The organism is Tessaracoccus pujii, assembly GCF_054483895.1.
Window position 1 is genome coordinate 225950 of the sequence record NZ_CM137012.1, and the last position, 20226, is coordinate 246175.

Here is a 20226-nt window from a genome sequence, read left to right on the forward strand (position 1 = left end):
CGGCGAACGACTGCGGGAGCGCTGGTCCATCCGGAAAGGCGATGCGGATCTACTAGGCTCGGGACATGAGCCGGCTGACCGCACTGCTGCAGGAGATCATGGACGTCGAGTCCGTGTCCGGAGACGAGCGGCAGTTGGCGGACCTCGTCGAGGCGCGATTGTCTCGGCTGAACCATCTCGAGCTGCACCGCGACGGGGACTGCGTCGTCGCGCGCACCGCACTGGGGCGCGCCGAGCGCGTGGTGATCGCCGGCCATCTCGACACGGTCCCGGTGGCGGGCAACCTGCCGTCGCGGCTGATCGAGCACCCGGACGGCCCACGCGTCTGGGGCAGGGGTGCGTGCGACATGAAGGGCGGGGTCGCGGTGATGCTGGCGCTGGCCGAGGAGCTCGACGAGCCCACCCGCGACATCACGTGGATCTTCTACGACCACGAGGAGGTGGAGGCCGCGGCCAACGGGTTGGGCAGGCTCGCCCGCAACCGTCCGGACCTCGTGCAGGCGGACTTCGCGGTCCTCATGGAGCCGACGAGCGCCCAGATCGAGGGCGGATGCCAGGGCACCATCCGGATCGACCTCACCGTCAGCGGCACGGCGGCCCACAGCGCGCGGGCCTGGATGGGGCACAACGCCATCCACGACCTCGCCCCGGTGCTGGCCACGCTCGCCGCCTACGAGTCCGAGGAGATCGAGGTGGAGGGGCTCGTCTTCCGCGAGGGCCTCAACGCGGTGGGGGTCAGCGGCGGCGTGGCGGGCAACGTGATCCCCCCGTCGGCCACGCTGCAGATCAACTACCGCTTCGCACCGGACAAGACCGTCGACGAGGCACTCGCGCGGCTGCGCGGCTGGTTCCCCGGCCAGCGTCTCGTCGTGGCCGACGCCTCCCCTGCGGCCAGGCCGGGATTGAATCGCCCCGCGGCGAGGCAGTTCGTGGCGGCCATCGGGCAGCCGGCCCGCCCCAAGTACGGGTGGACCGACGTGGCCCGGTTCAGCGAGCTCGGGATCCCCGCGGTCAACTACGGACCGGCGGACCCCTCCGTCGCCCACCGTGACGACGAGTTCTGTCCCGTGGCAGACCTCGACACGTGCGCCGCGGGACTCCGCCGCTGGCTGAGCACAGAAGGAGCATCCTCATGACCCAACCCAAGCGCCGCGCCGGTGCCGTCGAGCTGGGCGGCGCGGAACGCACGCGCCAGCCCATGGCCGACGAGGCCCTGCTCCAACACACGCGGCTGCCCTGGAGCCACCTGGACCCGTGGCGGGTGCTGCGCATCCAGTCGGAGTTCGTCGAGGGCTTCGACGCCCTCAAGGAGCTGCCGCCGGCGGTGAGCGTCTTCGGGTCCGCGCGGACCAGCTCGGATCACCCCATGTACGAGTCGGCGGTCGAGCTGGGGCGGGGGCTGGCGCGCCGAGGCTTCGCCGTCATCACCGGTGGCGGCCCCGGCATCATGGAGGCGGCCAACAAGGGCGCCACCGAGGCGGGCGGGATGTCGGTGGGGCTGGGCATCGAACTGCCCCACGAACAGGGCATGAACGAGTACATCAGCCTCGGGGTCAACTTCAGGTACTTCTTCGCCCGCAAGACGATGTTCCTCAAGTACAGCCAGGGGTTCATCACCATGCCGGGCGGCTTCGGCACCCTGGACGAACTGTTCGAGGCGCTCACGCTCATCCAGACGGGCAAGGTCAAGAACTTCCCCATGGTGCTGTTCGGCGCGTCCCACTGGGAGCCGCTCATGGACTGGATCCGCGACACCGTGGCGGAGCACGGTTTCATCTCGCGCGCCGATCTCAGCCTCGTCACCGTCACCGACGACGTGGAGGAGGCGCTCGACGCCATGGGCACGCCCGGGCAGTTCGAGGGCTGAGCCGTGTGGATCGCGGTCGTCGCCGTCGCCATCGTCACGCTGGGTTTCGCCGCGTTCGCGGGCCTGGGGCGCCTGGGCGAGATGCCCGCCGAGGCGGTCACCGACCGCCCTCGCGGCCGCGTGCCCGTCGGCCCGGTGACCCACGACTTCCTGGCGGAGGCGATCCTGCCGACGGCCTGGTCCGGGTACCGGCGGGATCAGGTGGACCGATACCTGGCCGGGCTCGCCGACGGCACCGCGTCCCCCGCATCCGAGACCGTGTTCGACGTCGTGCGCCGCGGCTACGACATGCAGGTCATCGACGAGCTGCTGCTGCGGGGCGGCTACGAGCGGCCGACGCAGGCGGCGGCCGATGCCCCTGGAGAGGCGGATCAGCCCCCTGACACGGTGTGATGGCAGCCGGTTTCGCGCCCGGATGGGCCGGTGCTTGGTGGGATGCGGAATAATGGGGGCAGGTTCCACAGTTCGAGCAAGAGAATGAGGGTGGCAGATGGCAGCGATGAAGCCCCGCACGGGTGACGGTCCGATGGAGGTCACGAAGGAGGGTCGCGGCATCGTGATGCGCGTTCCCGTCGACGGAGGGGGCCGCCTCGTCGTCGAAATGAACCCCACTGAGGCCACGGCATTGCTCGACGCTCTCAAGGGCGTCGTGGGCTGACCTGTTCTCCCCCGACAACGAGAAGGGCCGCCCGTTTCCGGGCGGCCCTTTCTGCGTCGTCTAGCCCCTGGCGCCGATGGCCCGTTCGTAGACCGCCACCGTCTCCCCTGCGATCCGGGCCCAGGAGAACTCGTCGATGCACCGCTGCCGCCCGGCCAGGCCGAACTCCTTCGCGAGGCCCGGATCCCGCGTGAGCCGGTTGACCTTGGCCGCGAAATCGGACTCGAACGCCTTGACGAACCCGGGGTCCCCGGCCTGGGAGGGGTCGTAGGCCACCAGGAGGCCCGTCTCACCGTCGTTGACCACCTCGGGGATTCCGCCGACGGCGCTGGCCACCACGGGGGTCTCGCAGGCCATGGCCTCCAGGTTCACGATGCCCAACGGCTCGTAGACGGAGGGGCAGGCGAACACGGTGGCGTGGGTGAGGACCTGACGCACGGAGGCGCGCGGCAGCATCTCCTGGACCCAGATGACGGGGGCGCTGCGCTGCGCCTGCAGCTCGGTGAAGGCGGCCTGGAACTCGGCCGCGATCTCCGGGGTGTCCGGCGCACCGGCCAGCAGGACCACCTGCGTGTCCGGATCGAACTCGGTGGCGGCGCGCACCAGATGCACCAGGCCCTTCTGGCGCGTGATCCTCCCCACGAAGACCACTGACGGCCGTCCCAGGTCCACGCCCAGACCGGTCACCACATCGGTGCCGTGATCCGGGCGGAACTCGTCGGTGTCGATGCCGTTCTTGACCACGTGCACCTTCGCCGGATCCAGGTTCGGGTAGCTCTCCAGCACGTCGCGGCGCATGCCCTCACTCACGGAGATGACCGCGTCGGCGGCCTCGTAGGCGGTCTTCTCCGCCCAGGACGAGACACGGTACCCGCCCCCCAGCTGTTCGGCCTTCCACGGACGGTGAGGCTCCAGCGAGTGGGAGGTCACGACGTGCGGGATGCCGCGCATCAGGCCCGCCAGATGACCGGCCATGTTCGCGTACCAGGTGTGGGAGTGCAGGATGTCCACCTCGCCGACGGCGGCTGCCATCGAGAGGTCCGCGCCCAGCACGCGAAGGGCCGGGTTGGCGCCCGGCGGGAAGTCCTCGGCGTGCGCCGTCGCGCCCTCCCTGGGTTCGCCCATGCAGTGCACCTCGACGTCGATCAGCTTGCGCAACTGTGGCACCAGCTGGGCCACGTGGACACCGGCGCCGCCGTAGATCGTCGGGGGGTATTCGCGGGTCAGGAGGGACAGCTTCATGGTCATGACGGCATCGTGTCACAACCGCCCGAGACTCGTGGTGGACATTTGGTGGATTTCCCTGTCGACGGGCTTCATTGGCAATAGGTTCAAGCCATGGTTGCTCACCCTAAAGTCCTGTCCATCGTCCTTGCCGGCGGTGAGGGGAAGCGGCTGATGCCGCTGACCGCGGACCGGGCCAAGCCGGCCGTCCCCTTCGGCGGCAGCTATCGCCTCATCGATTTCGTCCTGTCCAATCTCGCCAACTCCAACCTGCGCCAGATCGCCGTGCTGACGCAGTACAAGTCCCATTCGCTGGACCGCCACATCTCGAAGACGTGGCGCTTCTCCACCATGCTGGGCAACTACGTGGCGCCGGTCCCCGCCCAGCAGCGTCTCGGCCCGCGGTGGTACCAGGGCAGCGCGGACGCCATCTACCAGTCGCTCAACCTGATCCGTGACGCGAACCCGGACTACGTCGTCGTGTTCGGAGCGGACAACATCTACCGCATGGACGTCGAGCAGATGATCGACGCCCACATCGACTCCGGCCTGGGTGCCACGGTCGCGGGCATCCGCGTGCCGCGCAGCGAGGCGTCGGCGTTCGGCATCATCGACGCCGCCGCGGACAAGAAGATCAAGAGCTTCATGGAGAAGCCGGCCGATCCCCCCGGCCTGCCGGGGTCGCCCGACGAGTCGTTCGCGTCCATGGGTAACTACGTGTTCAGCCACCACGCGCTGGTCGAGGCGTTGCGCGCCGACGCGGAGGACCCCACCGCCCGGCACGACATGGGCGGAGACATCATCCCGTGGTTCACCGAGCAGGGCTCTGCTCAGGTCTACGACTTCCAGGACAACGTCGTGCCCGGCGCCACCGAGAAGGACGTCAACTACTGGCGGGATGTGGGGACGATCGACGCGTACCACGAAGCGCACATGGATCTGGTCAGCGTGGAGCCCGAGTTCAACCTGTACAACTACGACTGGCCCATCTGGACGGATCAGATCCAGGCCCCCGGGGCGAAGTTCGTCATCCGTGGGCGTGCTGAGGACTCCATCGTGACCAACGGCTGCATCATCTCCGGCGGAGAGGTGGACCGCACGGTGCTCAGCCCCAACGTGCGCGTGGACAAGTGGGCGCAGGTGTCGGAGTCGGTCCTCATGGATTCCGTGCAGATCGGCAAGAACGCCGTGGTGCGCCGCGCCATCCTGGACAAGCACGTGGTGGTGCCCGACGGCGTGCAGATCGGCGTCGATCCCGAGCACGACAGGGCCCGCGGGTTCGTGGTCTCCGACGGTGGGATCACCATCGTGGGCAAGGACCAGGTGGTCCCGCACGACTGACGCCTGCGTGATGCGGCCCCCACCCGGACGGGGTGGGGGCCGCATCACGTGCGGACATTCAGTCCTTGACCGCCACCAGGAGTCCGTTGCCGACGGGCAGCAGCGCCTGCGTATAGGACTCGCTGGCCGACACGGCGTCGAGTGCCTCGCGGATGATGATGGACTCGTCTGATTCGACGGTGTTGTCCGCGACCTCGTTGTGCCACAACGCGTCGTTGACGATCAGGAGCCCCCCGTGGCGCAGGAGACGCAGCGAGCCGGCCACGTACTCGACGTACTCCAGCTTGTCCCCGTTGATGAAGACGATGTCGTAGGCGCCGTCGCGCAGCTTGGGCATGATCTCGATGGGAGAGCCCGCGATGAGGCGGAACCGTGAGGACGAGAAGCCGCCCGCCGCGAAGAACTTGCGGGCGGGGAGCTGGTTGTCCGCCTCGACGTCGATGGAGGTGACCACCCCCTCATCACCCATGGCCTCCAGGAACGCGAGCCCGGACCCGCCCATCAGCGTGCCGACCTCCACCACCGCCTTGGCCCCGCTGGCGCGGGTGAGGACCTTCAACAGGGCGAGGACGCCGTGGGACACCGGGGTGAGCCCGGCGATGACGGCCTCGTCGCGCGCCTCCGAGATCTCGGCGGTGGGCGGCACGTGGTCCTCGGCGAATTCCCAGCTGGCTGCGGTGGGCGGTTCGAGGTGGCTTGCAGGCGTGTTCACGCGCCCAGCCTACTGGCCAGTAAGATGACGCGCATGAGTCACGTCGTCAACGCCGAGATCGCCGCCACGGTGCTCTCGGTCTCCGTCGAGGCCGGCCAGCAGGTCCGGGCGGAGGACGCGGTCGTCGTACTCGAGACCCTGAAGATGGAGATCCCGGTGCTGGCCGGGGTCCCGGGAACCGTCACGGAGGTCGTCGTCCGTGTGGGCGACGTGGTCCACGAGGACGACCCGCTTGTGATCATCGCGGAGGATTGATGACAGACGACATGCAGCCCGTCTTCGGGCGCGTCCTGACGGCGATGGTCACCCCCTTCACGGCCGACGGGTCCGAGGTGGACTATGCGCAGGTGGCGCGGTTGGCGGCGCACCTCGTCGATGACCTCGGCAACGACGGGCTGGTGGTCAACGGCACCACAGGGGAGTCGCCCACCACCACGGACAAGGAGAAGCGGGCCGTGCTCGATGCGGTGGTCACGGCCGTGGGGGACCGTGCCAGCGTCGTGGCAGGCGTGGGCACCTTCTCCACCGCCCACTCTGTCGAGCTCGCGAAGCAGGCCGCGTCCGTGGGCGTCGACGGCGTGCTGGTGGTGACGCCCTACTATTCGCGTCCCCCGGCGGACGCGCTGGAGGACCACTTCGTCGCGGTGGCAGACGCGACAGACCTGCCGGTGATGCTCTACGACATCCCCCACCGCTCAGGGATCCCGATCCCCGAGGACATGTTGATCCGCCTGGACGCGCACCCGCAGATTCGTGCGGTCAAGGACGCCAAGGCCAACATCGTGTCCTCCTCGGCCGTCCTGTCCCGCACCAACCTGGCGTACTACGCCGGGGACGACGCGTTCACCCTCCCGCTGCTCGCCGTGGGTGGCGTGGGCGTGGTGGGCACTTCGACGCACTTCACGGCGCCGGCGATGCGCGAGATCATCGAACACTTCCTGGCCGGCCGCGTGGAGCAGGCGATCCAGGCAAACAAGTTCGCCCTGCCCGCGTTCCAGGGGGTGTTCGCCACCCAGGGCTGCATGATGGTCAAGGCGACGCTGGCGGCGCGCGGATTCGACGCCGGGCCCTGCCGCGCGCCCATGGGACGGGTGCCAGACGACGTCCTGGCCCGCTACACCTCGCTGCTCACGGACCACGGCTTCGAGGCGTAGGGAACAAAACGGGCCGGTCGGGCGTTGACTCTAGGAGTCACCCCGCCACGTGGGTGGGGTTCACAGGCTCCGCACAGGGAGACCTGTCAGGCTGGATGTCATGGAGAGGCGAGCAATGTTCGGAGGCACCAAGGCGGCCAAGGCCGGCCAGGAGCCCACGTGGACTGCGCCCACCTGGCAGGAACTGGTCCGTGACCACTCCGCTCAGGTCTACCGGCTCGCCTACCGCCTGACCGGAAACCAGCACGACGCGGAGGATCTCACGCAGGATGTCTTCGTCCGCGTGTTCAAGTCCATCCACACCTTCCAGCCCGGCACACTCGACGGCTGGCTCCACCGCATCACCACCAACCTCTTCCTCGATCAGGCCCGGCGTCGCCAGCGGATCCGGATGGATGCGCTCAGCGTGGCACCGGAGCACGTCTGGGGCGCAGCCAGCAGCCCCGCGCAGCTGCACGACGACGCCGAGCTGGACGCGGACGTCTCCGCAGCCCTGCGTTCCCTCAACCCGGAACAGCGGGTCGCGGTGGTGTTGTGCGACATCGAAGGGCTGAGCTACGAGGAGATCGCCACGGTCCTCGACATCAAGCTCGGCACGGTGCGCAGCCGTATCGCCAGGGGCCGGGCCGCGCTGCGCGACTCGTTGGCGCACCGCGCCCCAAGCGAAGGCCGCCACAGGTACCTCGGAGTGTCCTGAGCCGCCGTGCCTCGCTGTGATCGCATCCGTCCGGACCTGTCGGCCTTCGCCGATGGGACCTTGGCGCCCCGACGGTGGGAGCAGGTCAGCTATCACCTCGCCGGGTGCCGGTCCTGCCGCGACGATGTGGCGGCCATCTCCTCGGTCTGCACCACCCTCAGCAGTTGCCGCCGCTCGGCCGCGCCGGACACGTTGGCGGCCAAGCTGGAATCCATCGCCGGTGAGCACGCGGCGGCGCCCCTCTACATGGCCGCCGGTGCGGGGGATCTGCCCTCGGCTCGTCGACGCCGGACCCGCCGGATGGCCCAGTCCAGCGCCGCGTTGCTGGCCGTCATGGTCTCCGTCGTGGTGCTGGCCGTGCTGGTGGCGCCCGAGCCGGTGCGCCTGCTCGACCCCGTGAAGTCCGCCCGCGAGCAGTACTCCATGTCCAGTTCGGCCATCAGCGTGACGGAGGCCGTCGGCGCCGTGCTGCTGGCCCACGAGCGCGGGGCGGACCTCGGGGAGTCCGTCGGCTACGACAGGCGGGCCACTCCTGACGGCGGCAGTGAGCTCGGCGGCGATCACGCTGCCGCCCTCCTGCGCGCCTCCACCGAGACGGACCTCACCCTCACCGGGGTGCAACGGGTCTGGATCTCCGACGGCGCCGGGCGCTACCGCACAGCGGACGTGCGCACCACGAAGGTGGAAGGACAGGGCGCGCAGCTCGAGGTGATGGATGCGCGCGGCGACATGTTCAGCTCCAGCTTCCTGCCGGAGTTCGCCGCCCGCCCCGTCGCCGCCCCCACCCGCTGGACGTTCACGCAGGGGAGGCTGCCGGAGCAGGTGGCCGGCCGTGCCGCCCTCCGGCTCGTCGCGGCGGACGACACGGGCCCGGTGGCGAGCTGGTGGATGGACGCCTCCACAGGGCTCCTACTGTGGGCCGAGCGGTATGACACCGCCGGTGAGGTGACCATCGCCGTCGGATACACCGCCCTGACCCTCGGTGCGGCCCGGTTCCGGGATGATTCGCTGACCCAGCTCATCGCTCTGCAGCCCGCGACCGCCAGCGGCACGGACGGCTGGTGCGTCGGTCTGCCCACCTGCCCGCAGGAGGTGGCCGGGCTCCCGCTGGTGGCGTATTCGTCCTCCGTGCGGCACGGGGCCGCCTCGATGAATCTCGTCTACTCCGACGGCATCGAGACCGCGGTGGTGGGGTGGACGGAGGGCGTCCTGGCCGGCGGCGTCACCTCACGCACGGATCGTGCGTCGGGCCTCCCCACGGTGAGCGTGTGGCAGGCGGGGCCCGCCGTCGTCTCGGTGGCCACCAACGGCACCCAGGGGCTGATCGCCTCCATCTCCGGCCACCTGCCCGCCGAGAAGCCCGCCGAGACGACGCTGCTGGACCGTGCGGCCGCCGGGTTCGCCCGGCTTGCCGGCGTGCGGTGACGCCGCCGAGAGGCGGTACCCTAGCCCTGTGTTCGGCATCGACGCGGTAGACCTGGTCCTCATCCTCGTGCTGGCCGTCGTCATGTTCGGCCCTGAGAGGCTTCCGGAGTATTCGCGGAAAGCGGCGAGGGTGTTTGTGTATTTGCGGGACATCGCCAACAACGCCAAGTCCACGCTGCGCACCGAACTGGGGCCGGACTATGCGGACATAGAGCTGCGCGATCTCCACCCCAAGACCTTCATCGCCAAGCACATGCGCGAAGAGGTGGCCCTCATCGACGACGCCCGCCGCGAGCTGCAGGACGCGCAGGCCTCCCTCAAGCAGTCCACCCGGGACGTGGAGAAGACGGCGGGGGAGGCCATCGAGGCCGTCAAGGAACAGCCTGCGCTGCCGGCTCCCGTGCTCATCTCCCCGTTCGACCCCGAGGCCACCTGACCGGTCAGGTGGACAGCGGCAACCTCGTCCCCAGCAGGCCCCTCCGGCGCGACGCCACCTCGTGGGCCAGCCGCACCATCGCCTGTGCGGCGGGGTGGGCCGGGTGGGTGTCCACGATGGGGCGCCCGGTGTCTCCGCCCGCCAGCAGGGTTTCGTCGAAGGGCACCTGGGCAAGCAGCGGCACCTCGTAGACGAGCCGGTCGGTGAGGGCCTCCGCCACCAGGGTGCCGCCGCCGGAGCCGAACAGCTCCATCCGGTGCGGCTCCGAGCAGTGCGGGCACACCGTCTCCATCCAACTCATGTTCTCCACCACGCCAAGGACCCGCTGTTCCATGATGTGCGCCATGGTGCCGGCGCGCTCGGCCACCTCCGAGGCGGCCGTCTGCGGCGTGGTGACCACGATCACCTCGGAGCTGGGGATCTTCTGCCCCAGGGACATCGCCACGTCGCCCGTGCCGGGCGGCAGGTCGATCAGCAGGTAGTCCAGGTCACCCCAGTACACGTCCGCCAGGAGCTGCGTGAGCGCCCGGTCCAGGATTGGCCCGCGCCACGCCACCACCTGGTCCCGCGACGGCTTCAGCATGCCGATGGAGATCACCTTGAGGCCGCCGATGGAGGGCACGGGCATGATCATGTCGTCGACGACGGTGGGGCGGGCGTCCCCGAGACCCAGGAGGTCCGGGATGGAGTGGCCGTAGATGTCCGCGTCGAGGATGCCGACGGAGCGGCCCTGGGCGGCCAGCGCCAGCGCCAGGTTGACCGTGACGGAGGACTTGCCGACGCCTCCCTTGCCGGAGGCCACGGCGATGACGCGGGTGAGGTTGCCGGGCTGCGCGAACTGGATGACCCGCTCCTTCTGGCCGCCGCGCAGCATGGTGCGCATGGCGCCGCGCTGCTCGTCGTCCATGACGCCCAGGTCGACGGTGACGGAGGTGACTCCGTCCACCGCGGACACCGCGGCCGTCACGCGGGTCGTGATCTCTGAGCGCATGGGGCAGCCCACCACGGTCAGCAGGACGCGCACGTGCACCGCGCCCAGGTCCGACACGCTGACGTCGTCCACCATGCCGAGGTCCGTGATGGGGCGACGGATCTCCGGGTCCTCCACCTCATGGAGGGCGGCGCGGACGTGGGGCAGCAGGGGGTGTTCGGTCACGATGTCCTTGACTTTCAGCGGGTAGGGGGCAGTGCCAGTCTACGGATACCCGAGGAGGGTCTCCCGGTGGGTCAGCGGGACCGCTCGTTGAGAGCGTCGCCGAGGATCACGACGATGGTGGCCATCAGGGCAGGGAGCCACAGGCCGGCCAGGCTCCCGAGCACCACGACGGCGGGCCCCAGAACCAGTGCCACGGTGAGCCGCTCACGGTAGCCCAGCCGGGTGTGGGCGCCGGGGGCGAGCACACCGCGCCACAGTGCCACGTATCCCAGCACGAACAGCGCCGCGACGACCGCGCCCAGCCACCACCCGCCGGCGATCCGCCAGAGTGCCGCGGCGCCCAACACCGTCAGGGCGAGGTGGCCCACCAGGAGGACGACGCCGAACCAGCGCACCTCCGCGGGGCCGGGCCCCGCGATCTCCGCCACGTCGTCGGGATGCGCCTCGGCAGGGCCGCTCACCTGGTGCCCTCAGGGTCCATGACGCCGCGCTCGAGCGTTGCGCGATCGAGGCGGTCCGTCAGGTCCCGCAGCTCGCCGCGCAGCTCGCCGCGGACGAAGTCGCGCGTGGCCAGCTCGCCCAGATGCATGCGGATGGCCGCGATCTCCCGGGCCAGGAAGTCCATGTCCGCCCGGGACTGGGCGGCGATCCGCCGGTCCTCGTCGAGGCTCAGCTTGTCGCGCACCTCCTGGCGGTTCTGCGCCAGCAGGATCAGCGGCGCCGAGTACGAAGCCTGAGTGGAGAAGAAGAGGTTGAGCAGAATGAAGGGATAGGGGTCCCACTTGAGGCCGAACAGGCCCACCATGTTGATGCTCACCCAGATGATGACGAAGACCGTCATGTAGACGAGGAACTTGGCGGTGCCCATGAACCGGGCGAAGCTCTCGGCGAAGCTTCCGAACGTGTCCGAGTCCACCGACAGCTTCGGCAGCCAGCTGCGCCGGCCGGGCTGGGACAGCGGGTTGCGCTCAGCCATGGCTCACCTCGGCGCCCTCGAGGTCCGAGGCCTCCACCTCGTCCATCTGGTCGCCGCGCCAGTCATCGGGCAGCATGTGGTCCAGCACGTCGTCGACGGTGACCGCCCCCACCAGGTGTTGCGCGGCGTTGACCACCGGCGCCACCACCAGGTTGTAGGTGGCGAAGAAGCGGCTCACCTGTGCCAGCGGGTCCCCTGGCGCGAGCGGCTCCAGATCCTGGTCCAGGAGGGTGGCCACCAGCGTCGTGGGTGGCTCGCGGAGGAGGCGCTGGAGGTGCGCGGCGCCCACATAGCGGCCTGTGGGCGTCTCGAGCGGTGGGCGGGTGACGAACACCATGGAGGCCAGGGCGGGCGTCAGTGACTGTTCCCGGGCGTACGCCAGGGCCTGGGCGACGGTGGCGTCCGTGTCCAGGACGATCGGTTCCGGGGTCATCATGCCGCCGGCGGTGAACTCCTCGTAGACGAGGAGGCGGCGCACGTCAGCCGACTCCTCCGGCTCCATCCGCTGCAGCAGCTCCTCGGCCACGTCCGCGGGGAGGTCCCGGAGGAGGTCGGCGGCGTCGTCGGGGTCCATCTCCGCGAGCACGTCCGCGGCGCGCTCCACGTCCAGGGCCGAGATGATGTCGATCTGCTCGTCCTCGGGCAATTCTTCGATGGCCTCGGCCAGCGTCTCGTCGTCCAGCGCGTCGACGACGGCGGCCAGTGACTCCGGCTCCAGGTCGTGGAGTTCCTTGGCCACGTCAGCCGGCTTCATCTCCGAGAACTCGGCGATGAAGTGGGCCGCGGTGCGTCCGCTCGTGAGGATGAGGTCCGGGATCTCGCGCCAGGACACCAGCTGGGGGGCGCTGCGGCTGCCGAAGCCGAACCGCCCGGCACCGGCGGCCGAGCGAAGCGCCACCGTGTCCAGCTCCCACTCGCGGTTGCGCACCATGTGCATGGAAACGTCGAGGATGCGAGTGGGGCCCGAGCGTTCGATGCTGCGGTCGAACAGGTCCCCCGCGACGAGAAGTTCGGCCTCGCGGCGCTGGAACCGACGGGCGTCCACCTGCCCGGTGATGGCCACCTGGTTGGACGTGATGTCATGCACGCGGATCATGGGCACGAAGATGCGCGCGCGGGCGAACAGTTCTGCGACGAACCCCTTCACCCTGGGGGCGCGGCCGTCGGTGCGCAGGTAGCACACCACGTCCTTCACCCGCCCCACCTGATCCCCGGCGGAGTCGACGAGGGGGAGGCCGATGACGCGCGAGATGAAGACCTGCGTATCTTTGGCGACCATAGGCCAAATCTAGCCGTTAGGGACGACGATGACCCACCGCCTCGCACGAGCCCGGCGCACCGTGCTGTCCGTTCCAGCATCCAGCGCGAAGTTCATCGCACGGTCCGTGTCGTTGGGGGCGGACCAGGTGTTCCTCGATCTCGAGGACGGGGTGGCCGCCTCGGCGAAGCAGGAGGCCCGTGACGGCGCCGCGGAGGCGCTGCGCACGCTCACGTGGCTGGCGCCGACGGTGTCGGTGCGGGTCAACGGCTGGGCCACCGCGTGGACGCACCGCGACGTGATCGACGTGGTGGGCGCCGCCGGCGGGCGGCTGGACACCGTGCTCCTGCCCAAGGTCACCTCGCCGGGCCACGTCGAGGCGCTGGACCTCCTCCTCACCCAGCTCGAACGCACCCATGCCCTGCCGGTGGGCAGGATCGGCATCGAGGCGCTCATCGAGGACGCCGTCGCCCTCACCCGCATCGACGAGATCGCCGCCTCCAGCCCACGCCTGGAGGCCCTGCACCTGGGCCCAGGCGACATGATGGCCTCGCTCGGCCTGCCGGCGCTGCAGGTGGGAGTGCTGGCGGAGAGCTACCCCGGTGACCCGCTGCACCACGTCTACGCCAGGATCCTCGTCGCGGCCAGGGCCCGCGGGCTCCAGGTCGTCGACGGCCCCTTCGTCGCGGTGCACGACCTGGACGGTTTCCGGGCGTCGGCGGCGCGCGCGGCCGCCCTCGGCTATGACGGCAAGTGGGTGCTGCACCCCGCCCAGATCGAGGCGGGCAACGATGCGTTCACCCCCACCGAACGGGCGCTCGCTCGTGCCGACGCCATGCTGGCGGCAGCGACTCGGGCGGGGGAGGCGGGCGTGGGGGCGGTCATGTCCGGCGGGGAGATGGTCGACGAGGCGGGCGTAAGCTTGGCGAAGGCCATTGTGGCCCGCGTACGGAGGAGCAGATGACCGAGCCTATGAGCACCAAGCTGATGCAGCTGAACTACCCGCAGCACGTGGCGCAGTTCGGCACCTACGAGGAGGCGCAGGGGGCGGTCGACTTCCTGGCCGACGAGAAGTTCCCCGTCGAGAACCTGCTCATCGTGGGAACCAACCTCAAGCTGCTGGAGCGGGTCACCGGGCGGCGCACCTGGGCGACGGTGCTCGGCGAGGGCGCCCTGTCCGGACTGACCACCGGTCTGTTCGTCGGTGTCATGCTGATGCTGTTCGTCGGCAACGGCAACTTCGCGATGCTCTACGTCGGGCTCGCGATGGGCGTGGCGTTCGGGATCCTGGCCCGGCTCCTCGCGCACTCCCTCACCGGCGGCAAACGCGACTTCAACTCGGCCCGGATCACGGTGGCCACCAGCTACGAGGTGCTGGCCGAGCACAAGGTGGCCCAGCAGGCCCGCGACATGCTGTCCGAGCGCCCCGGCGCCCGCGCCGCCCTGTTCGAGTGAGCGAACCCCTCACCGCGGAGGAGTGGGACCGCCACTACTCCCACCCCGGCTTCGTCTACGGCTACCGCCCCAACGACTTCCTCAAGTCCCAGTCGCGCCTGCTGAGGCCGGCGTCGCGCGTGCTGTGCCTGGGCGACGGCGAGGGCCGCAACGGCGTGTGGCTGGCCGAACGCGGCCACGACGTGGTGAGCCTGGACTTCTCGGCCGTCGGTCTCGGCAAGGCGCGTGGCCTCGCGCAGGAGCGGGGCGTCGCCGTCGAGACGTGGCAGGTGGACCTCGCGGACTGGGTGGAGCATCCGGATCCGGAGCGTTCCTGGGACGCGGTGGTGGCCATCTCCGCCCACCTCCCCTCGGCCCTCCGGCGCCGCGTCGCCCGCACCGCCACCCGGCAGGCCGCCCCCGGTGCGGTGCTGATACTGGAAGCCTTCACCCCGGCCCAGCCCGCCCTCGGCAGCGGCGGGCCCACGGAACCGGACCGCCTGATGACCCGCGGGGACGCCGTCGACGAGTGGGACGGGTGGCGCCCCGACGTGCGGCTGGTGGAGCGTCGGATCTTCGAAGGGATGGCGCACCAGGGCCTGGCCTCAGTGGTGCAGGTCCTGGGCCTGCGGAGCTGAGAGGGCTCGGGTAGGTTGTGCAGCAACAGCTGTGTCAAGGAGACGTGATGGATCTGAACTGGACCACCTACAACCCCACCAGCGCGGCCGAGCGCGTGGTGCTGGTCGGACCCAGCCTGGGGGGTAACGCCGCCCACCAGTGGACCCCCGTCGCGGCCCACCTCATCGACGACGCCCGCATCGTCTTCGTCGACCTGCCCGGCACCGGCCTCGGTGCGGTCTGGGATGACGCGGACGAACCCACCCTCGACACCTTGGCGGCGGGTGTCGCGAAGGTCGCGGCCGAGGTGCGGGCGGAGATCGGTGCCGACGTGCCCGTGTACTTCGCCGGGTTGTCCATCTCGGGCGCCGTCGCGCTGCACGTCGCCCGTGACTACGACAAGACATTCTCCGGCGTCGTGGTGGTGGCTTCGGCGGCCACGGTCGGCGAGCCGGCAAGGTGGCTGGAGCGCGCGGACCAGGTGGAGGCCACCGGCACGCAGCAGCTCGTGGACGAGACCACCAGACGGTGGTTCACGCCGATGTTCCGCGCGCAGCAGCCGGCGGTCGTGAGCGCGGTCATGGAGGGACTCTCGGTGGCCGATGACCACTCCTACGCGCAGCTGTGCCGGGCGTTGGCCGTGCACGACGTGCGCGATGACCTGCCCTACATCACCATCCCGGTGGTCATGGTGGCGGGTGAGCGCGACGCCTCCACCCCGATCGCCAACGTCGAACTGGTGGCGGAGACCGTGCAGCGCGGCGAGCTTCACGTCGTGCCCGAGGCGGCGCACCAGGTGACGGTCGCGCGGCCGGCGGACGTGGCCCGCATCATCCGCGGGCTCGTGTCACGCGGCCAGACGTCGAAGGTGGTCTCCGAGTCCGCGGACTGAGGATCAGCCTCGGCTCCGGGCGAGCCAACGCTCCACGTCGTCGGCCGTCCGGGGGAGGGCCTCGGAGAGGTTGACCGGGTCCGCGTCGGTGATGAGGATGTCGTCCTCGATGCGCACCCCGATGCCCCGGTACTCCTCGGGCACCAGGAGATCGGTGGACTTGAAGTAGATCCCGGGCTCCACCGTGATGACCATGCCGGCGCGCAGCGTGCCCAACCGATACTGCTCGGCGCGGGCGTGCGCGCAGTCGTGCACGTCCAGCCCCAGGTGGTGGCTGGTGCCGTGCACCATCCAGCGGCGGTGGTGTCCGCCCTGCACCTGGATGGATTCGGCGGCGCTGACCGGCAGGATTCCGAGCTCCTCGAAGAACTCCGCCAGGACCGTGACGGCGGCCTTGTGTACATCGGCGAAGAGGGCGCCGTCGCGGCAGGCGGCGATGCCGGCGCTCTGGGCGGCCAGCACTGCCTCGTAGACGCGCCGCTGGGGCGCGGTGAACCGGCCGTTGACCGGCAGCGTGCGGGTCACGTCCGCGGTGTAGAGGCTGTTGACCTCCACCCCCGCGTCGAGCAGGAGGAGGTCGCCGTCGCGGAGTTCGCCGTCGTTGCGGATCCAGTGCAGCGTGTTGGCGTGGTCTCCGCCGGCCGAGATGGTGTCGTAGCCGACGGCGTTGCCCAGGTGGCGCGCGTGCAGCTCGAAGATGCCCTCGACCCATCGCTCCCCGCGCCCGAGCTCGACCGCGCGCGGCAGTTCCCGGGCCACGGCCTCGAAGCCGACGGCGGTGGCGGCGCATGCGCGCCTCAGCTCGGCCACCTCGAACTCGTCCTTGATGAACCTGGCCTCTGAGGCCGCGCGGGCAAGCTCCGCGTCCGCGTCCGCGCCGTCGTCGGTCCGGGCGTCGTCCACGAGCTTGGTGACCGCGGGGTCCGCCTCGCGGATCACCGCCAGCGGTGCCGCCGCCTCGCGGAGCGCCGCCTCGAGGCCGCGGATGTCGCGGCAGGGGAGACCGGTGGCGGCGGACATCTGGTCGAGCGTGTCGCGCCTGCCCACCCACATCTCGCCGTATCGCGGGTCCGCATAGAACTCGCGGTCCGTGCGGGGCGCCGGCGGGCGGAAGAACAGCGTGGGCTCCCCACCGGCCAGTACCAGCACCGCATCCGCCTCCCGGTCCTCGCCGAGGCCGGTGTAGTAGGCGAAGGCGCTGTGGGGACGGAAGCGGTAGTCCGTGTCGTTGGAGCGCTGCTTGAGCGGCCCCGCGGGGATGACGAGGGTGGTGGCGGCCACCTGTTCGGCGAGGCGAGCGCGGCGGGCACGGGCGTACGCGACGGCGGGCAGCGTCTCGGGCAGCGCCTCGGGATAGGGCGCCCAGTCGCTCACGATGAAAGCCTTGAACTCCTCGGAGTACGGGTCCCGCCTGCTCTCGTTGCTGTCTCGCGCCTCGGTCATGGCGCCAACTCTACGTGCCCGCTCAGACCTTGCGGATCATGATGGAGTCCACGGCGTGCGTCTCGTCCTTGGCGAGGATCGCGGTGGCCCGGTCCCGGGTGGGGGCGATGTTGTGGCGCAGGTTGGGGCCGTTGATGGCTTCCCAGATCTGCTCGCCGAACTGCGTGGCCTCCTCGTCGGAGAGGTCGGCGTAGCGCCGGAAGTAGCTGCGCTCGTCGCTGAACGCCGTCTGCCGGAGCGTGAGGAAGCGCTCGATGAACCACTGCCGGATGTGTGCCTCCTCAGCGTCGACGAACACGGAGAAGTCGAAGAAGTCGCTGACCGCCAGGCCCGGGCGCCCGTCCGCCTCCACGCGGGCCGGCTGCAGCACGTTGAGACCCTCGATGATGAGGATGTCGGGGCTCTCGACGGCGATGAACTCGCCAGGGAGGATGTCGTAGCTGAGGTGGCTGTACACCGGCGCCAGAACGCGCGCAGCCCCGGACTTCACTTCGACGATGAACTCGAGCAGCGCTCGACGGTTGTAGGACTCCGGGAATCCCTTTCGCTGCACCAGGCCGCGACGCTCGAGTTCCGCGTTGGGGTAGAGGAAGCCGTCTGTGGTGATGAGGTCCACCTTGGGGTGACCCGGCGCCCGGCTGAGCAGCTCCTGGAGCAGCCGCGACACCGTCGACTTCCCGACGGCGACCGACCCTGCCACCGCGATGACGAACGGCGTCCGTGCCACGTCGAGTCCGAGGAACCCGTTGCTCTGCGCGTACAGCCGCCCCGTGTTCTCCATGTAGAGGTGAAGAAGCTGAGTGAGGGGGAGGTAGACCTCCGAGATGTCGTGCGACGACGTGGGGTCCCCGATGCCGCGGAGCCGCGCCAGCGTGGCCTCGTCGAGGTCGATCTGCGTGGCGTCTGCCAGTGCCGCCCAGGCGTGGCGCTCCAGCGTGACGAACGGTCCGGTCACCGTCACTCCTTCGTGGGGGTTTCTCGGCGGCCATCGTAACAGCGGCCACCCGGCCGTATCGGCCGGTGGGAACCGCCCCCGGGGCAGATGTCAAGAAGTGCGCAATCATCATGTACGGTTTTCGGCGTGTGTGGAATCGTGGGATATGTCGGACATCGTGACGGACTCGACGTGGTGCTGAGCGGCCTGCGCCGCCTGGAGTACCGCGGGTACGACTCGGCGGGCGTGGCCCTGCCGAGCGAGGGCCGCGTCGAGTGGCGCAAGAAGGCGGGCAAGATCGCCAACCTGGAGGCGGCCATCCAGGAGCGGCCGCTGCCCTCGAGCCAGGTGGCCATCGGCCACACCCGGTGGGCCACCCATGGCGCGCCGACGGACCAGAACTCCCACCCGCACGTCGCCGACCGCGTGGCGATCGTGCACAACGGCATCATCGAGAACCACCGCCAGTTGCGCGAGGAACTCCCGGGCGTCGAGTTCTCATCGGAGACCGATTCCGAGGTGGCCGCACACCTGCTGCGCAAGGAGCTCGACGGCGGCGCCGATCTGCTCGACGCCATGCGCACGGTGGTCGCGCGCCTCGAGGGCGCCTTCACCCTGGTGGCCCTCGACGCGCAGGACCCGGACCGCATCGTGGCGGCACGACGCAACTCCCCCCTCGTGGTCGGAGTGGGCGAGGGCGAGTACTTCCTCGCCTCGGACGTCGCCGCCTTCATCGCCTACACGCGCGACGCCGTCGAACTGGGGCAGGACCAGATCGTCGAACTCACCCGCGACGGCGTGACCGTCACCACCTTCGACGGCGCCCCCGCCGAGACGAAGGAGTTCCACGTGGACTGGGACCTCGAGGCCGCCCAGAAACAGGGTTTCGACTGGTTCATGCGCAAGGAGATCTTCGAACAGCCCCGCGCGGTGGCGGACACGCTGCTGGGGCGCCTCAACGAGCGCGGTGAGCTGATTCTCGACGAGATCCGGATCAGCCCCGAGACGCTGCGCCGGATCAACAAGATCGTCATCGTGGCCTGCGGTACCGCGTTCTACGCCGGCCTGGTGGCCAAGTACGCCATCGAGCACTGGACCCGCATCCCCTGCGAGGTGGAGGTGGCCTCCGAGTTCCGCTACCGGGACCCCATCATCGACCCGATGACGCTGGTGGTCACCATCTCCCAGTCCGGCGAGACCGCGGACACGCTGATGGCCATCCGGCACGCCCGGGAACAGGGCGCCAAGGTCATCGCGATCTGCAACACCAACGGCGCCACGATCCCGCGGGAGTCCGACGCCGTGATCTACACCCACGCCGGCCCCGAGATCGGCGTGGCCTCCACCAAGGGCTTCACCACACAGCTGGTGGCCTGCTACCTGCTGGGGCTCTACCTCGCGCAGGTGCGCGGCATGAAATACGGCGACGAGATCGGCGCACTGCTCGCCGAGCTGGAGCGGATGCCCGCTGCCATCCAGGGCATGCTCGACAACCAGCAGCAGGTCCTGGACCTCGCCCGGGAGTTCGTCGACGAGCCGTCGGTGCTGTTCCTCGGCCGCCACGTGGGGTACCCGGTGGCGCTGGAAGGCGCGCTCAAGCTCAAGGAGCTCGCCTACATCCACGCCGAGGGCTTCGCCGCCGGCGAGCTCAAGCACGGGCCCATCGCGCTCATCCGCAAGGACCTGCCTGTGTTCGTGGTGGTGCCGCCGCGCGGCCGCGACCAGCTGCGCGACAAGGTGGTGTCCAACATCGCCGAGGTGCGCGCCCGGGGCGCCAAGACCATCGTGCTCGCCGAGGGCGACGACGAGGAGGCGCGCGCCGCGGCAGCGGTGTTCATCGAGCTGCCCAAGCTGTCTACCCTGTTGCAGCCGGTCGCCGCGATCATCCCCCTGCAGCTGTTCGCCTGCGAGCTTGCCACCCTGCAGGGCCACGACGTGGATCAGCCTCGAAATCTGGCCAAGTCCGTCACCGTCGAGTAGCCCACTGCTCCTAGAGTGGCG

Annotated in this window: 23 protein-coding genes; 15 read left to right on the forward strand and 8 right to left on the reverse strand. The window is 69.9% G+C overall.

Annotation, left to right across the window (positions count from 1 at the left end; genetic code table 11):
* Positions 1-65: 65 nt before the first annotated feature.
* From dapE to ACX1D0_RS01055, 4 genes are all read left to right on the forward strand, one after another.
* A complete protein-coding gene (gene dapE, locus ACX1D0_RS01040; RefSeq protein WP_459019065.1) occupies positions 66-1136 on the forward strand; it encodes a succinyl-diaminopimelate desuccinylase in 1071 nt (356 codons plus the stop codon).
* Complete coding sequence (locus ACX1D0_RS01045; RefSeq protein ID WP_459019066.1) at positions 1133-1867, forward strand: LOG family protein; 735 nt, start codon at positions 1133-1135, stop codon at positions 1865-1867. The genes dapE and ACX1D0_RS01045 overlap by 4 nt, the downstream gene beginning before the upstream one ends.
* 3 nt (positions 1868-1870) lie before the next feature.
* Positions 1871-2260 carry a hypothetical protein gene (locus ACX1D0_RS01050; protein WP_459019067.1) on the forward strand — a complete coding sequence of 130 codons (390 nt, stop codon included), beginning with the start codon at positions 1871-1873 and terminating at the stop codon, positions 2258-2260.
* A 97-nt stretch (positions 2261-2357) separates the two neighbouring features.
* Entirely contained in the window at positions 2358-2525 is a 168-nt protein-coding gene (locus ACX1D0_RS01055; RefSeq protein WP_459019068.1) for a DUF3117 domain-containing protein, read from the forward strand.
* Between the two features lie 60 nt (positions 2526-2585).
* Here ACX1D0_RS01055 and glgA read toward each other — a convergent pair whose 3' ends face one another.
* Positions 2586-3767 (reverse strand): glycogen synthase, encoded by a 1182-nt coding sequence (gene glgA / locus ACX1D0_RS01060; RefSeq protein WP_459020352.1) that lies wholly within the window; start codon positions 3765-3767, stop codon positions 2586-2588.
* Positions 3768-3863: 96 nt separating this feature from the next.
* Here glgA and glgC point away from each other — a divergent pair, with 96 nt between their 5' ends.
* The gene (glgC, locus tag ACX1D0_RS01065; protein ID WP_459019069.1) at positions 3864-5090 is read left to right on the forward strand and encodes a glucose-1-phosphate adenylyltransferase; all 1227 of its coding nucleotides are present in this window, start codon (positions 3864-3866) and stop codon (positions 5088-5090) included.
* 58 nt (positions 5091-5148) lie between these two features.
* Here the strand turns inward: glgC and ACX1D0_RS01070 are convergent, their stop codons facing one another.
* Entirely contained in the window at positions 5149-5802 is a 654-nt protein-coding gene (locus ACX1D0_RS01070) for an O-methyltransferase (protein ID WP_459019070.1), read from the reverse strand.
* 33 nt (positions 5803-5835) lie between these two features.
* On the opposite strand from ACX1D0_RS01070, the gene ACX1D0_RS01075 reads away from it, so the two are divergent.
* From ACX1D0_RS01075 to ACX1D0_RS01095, 5 genes are all read left to right on the forward strand, one after another.
* The gene (locus ACX1D0_RS01075; RefSeq protein ID WP_459019071.1) at positions 5836-6057 is read left to right on the forward strand and encodes a biotin/lipoyl-binding carrier protein; all 222 of its coding nucleotides are present in this window, start codon (positions 5836-5838) and stop codon (positions 6055-6057) included.
* On the forward strand, positions 6057-6956 hold the full coding sequence (gene dapA / locus ACX1D0_RS01080; protein ID WP_459019072.1) for a 4-hydroxy-tetrahydrodipicolinate synthase: 900 nt from the start codon (positions 6057-6059) through the stop codon (positions 6954-6956). Before ACX1D0_RS01075 ends, dapA begins: the two co-directional genes overlap by 1 nt.
* A gap of 115 nt (positions 6957-7071) precedes the next feature.
* Positions 7072-7653 (forward strand): RNA polymerase sigma factor SigE, encoded by a 582-nt coding sequence (gene sigE, locus ACX1D0_RS01085; protein WP_459020353.1) that lies wholly within the window; start codon positions 7072-7074, stop codon positions 7651-7653.
* Between the two features lie 6 nt (positions 7654-7659).
* Positions 7660-9078, forward strand: coding sequence for a zf-HC2 domain-containing protein (locus tag ACX1D0_RS01090; RefSeq protein WP_459019073.1), 1419 nt, complete (start codon positions 7660-7662; stop codon positions 9076-9078).
* Between the two features lie 82 nt (positions 9079-9160).
* Positions 9161-9514: a Sec-independent protein translocase subunit TatB gene (locus tag ACX1D0_RS01095; protein ID WP_459020354.1), complete on the forward strand. Its 354-nt coding sequence runs from the start codon at positions 9161-9163 to the stop codon at positions 9512-9514.
* Positions 9515-9518: 4 nt separating this feature from the next.
* On the opposite strand, the gene ACX1D0_RS01100 is transcribed toward ACX1D0_RS01095, so the two are convergent.
* From ACX1D0_RS01100 to ACX1D0_RS01115, 4 genes are all read right to left on the reverse strand, one after another.
* Positions 9519-10673: an Mrp/NBP35 family ATP-binding protein gene (locus ACX1D0_RS01100; RefSeq protein WP_459020355.1), complete on the reverse strand. Its 1155-nt coding sequence runs from the start codon at positions 10671-10673 to the stop codon at positions 9519-9521.
* Between the two features lie 68 nt (positions 10674-10741).
* Entirely contained in the window at positions 10742-11131 is a 390-nt protein-coding gene (locus tag ACX1D0_RS01105; protein WP_459019074.1) for a hypothetical protein, read from the reverse strand.
* Entirely contained in the window at positions 11128-11646 is a 519-nt protein-coding gene (locus ACX1D0_RS01110) for a DUF1003 domain-containing protein (RefSeq protein ID WP_459019075.1), read from the reverse strand. The genes ACX1D0_RS01105 and ACX1D0_RS01110 overlap by 4 nt, the downstream gene beginning before the upstream one ends.
* Positions 11639-12925, reverse strand: coding sequence for a magnesium transporter MgtE N-terminal domain-containing protein (locus tag ACX1D0_RS01115; RefSeq protein ID WP_459019076.1), 1287 nt, complete (start codon positions 12923-12925; stop codon positions 11639-11641). The genes ACX1D0_RS01110 and ACX1D0_RS01115 overlap by 8 nt, the downstream gene beginning before the upstream one ends.
* A gap of 28 nt (positions 12926-12953) precedes the next feature.
* Between ACX1D0_RS01115 and ACX1D0_RS01120 the strand changes: the two genes are divergently transcribed.
* From ACX1D0_RS01120 to ACX1D0_RS01135, 4 genes are read left to right on the forward strand one after another with little or no spacing between them, the layout of a single operon-like run.
* Positions 12954-13868 carry an HpcH/HpaI aldolase/citrate lyase family protein gene (locus ACX1D0_RS01120; RefSeq protein WP_459019077.1) on the forward strand — a complete coding sequence of 305 codons (915 nt, stop codon included), beginning with the start codon at positions 12954-12956 and terminating at the stop codon, positions 13866-13868.
* Positions 13865-14359 carry a YflT domain-containing protein gene (locus tag ACX1D0_RS01125; RefSeq protein WP_459019078.1) on the forward strand — a complete coding sequence of 165 codons (495 nt, stop codon included), beginning with the start codon at positions 13865-13867 and terminating at the stop codon, positions 14357-14359. Before ACX1D0_RS01120 ends, ACX1D0_RS01125 begins: the two co-directional genes overlap by 4 nt.
* Positions 14356-14976 carry a class I SAM-dependent methyltransferase gene (locus ACX1D0_RS01130; RefSeq protein WP_459019079.1) on the forward strand — a complete coding sequence of 207 codons (621 nt, stop codon included), beginning with the start codon at positions 14356-14358 and terminating at the stop codon, positions 14974-14976. The genes ACX1D0_RS01125 and ACX1D0_RS01130 overlap by 4 nt, the downstream gene beginning before the upstream one ends.
* 47 nt (positions 14977-15023) lie before the next feature.
* Positions 15024-15848 (forward strand): alpha/beta fold hydrolase, encoded by an 825-nt coding sequence (locus ACX1D0_RS01135; protein ID WP_459019080.1) that lies wholly within the window; start codon positions 15024-15026, stop codon positions 15846-15848.
* Between the two features lie 3 nt (positions 15849-15851).
* Here ACX1D0_RS01135 and ACX1D0_RS01140 read toward each other — a convergent pair whose 3' ends face one another.
* A complete protein-coding gene (locus tag ACX1D0_RS01140) occupies positions 15852-17291 on the reverse strand; it encodes an aminopeptidase P family protein (RefSeq protein WP_459019081.1) in 1440 nt (479 codons plus the stop codon).
* Positions 17292-17313: 22 nt separating this feature from the next.
* Complete coding sequence (coaA, locus tag ACX1D0_RS01145) at positions 17314-18288, reverse strand: type I pantothenate kinase (protein ID WP_459020356.1); 975 nt, start codon at positions 18286-18288, stop codon at positions 17314-17316.
* An 84-nt stretch (positions 18289-18372) separates the two neighbouring features.
* Here coaA and glmS point away from each other — a divergent pair, with 84 nt between their 5' ends.
* Complete coding sequence (gene glmS, locus ACX1D0_RS01150) at positions 18373-20205, forward strand: glutamine--fructose-6-phosphate transaminase (isomerizing) (RefSeq protein ID WP_459019082.1); 1833 nt, start codon at positions 18373-18375, stop codon at positions 20203-20205.
* Positions 20206-20226 lie beyond the last annotated feature (21 nt).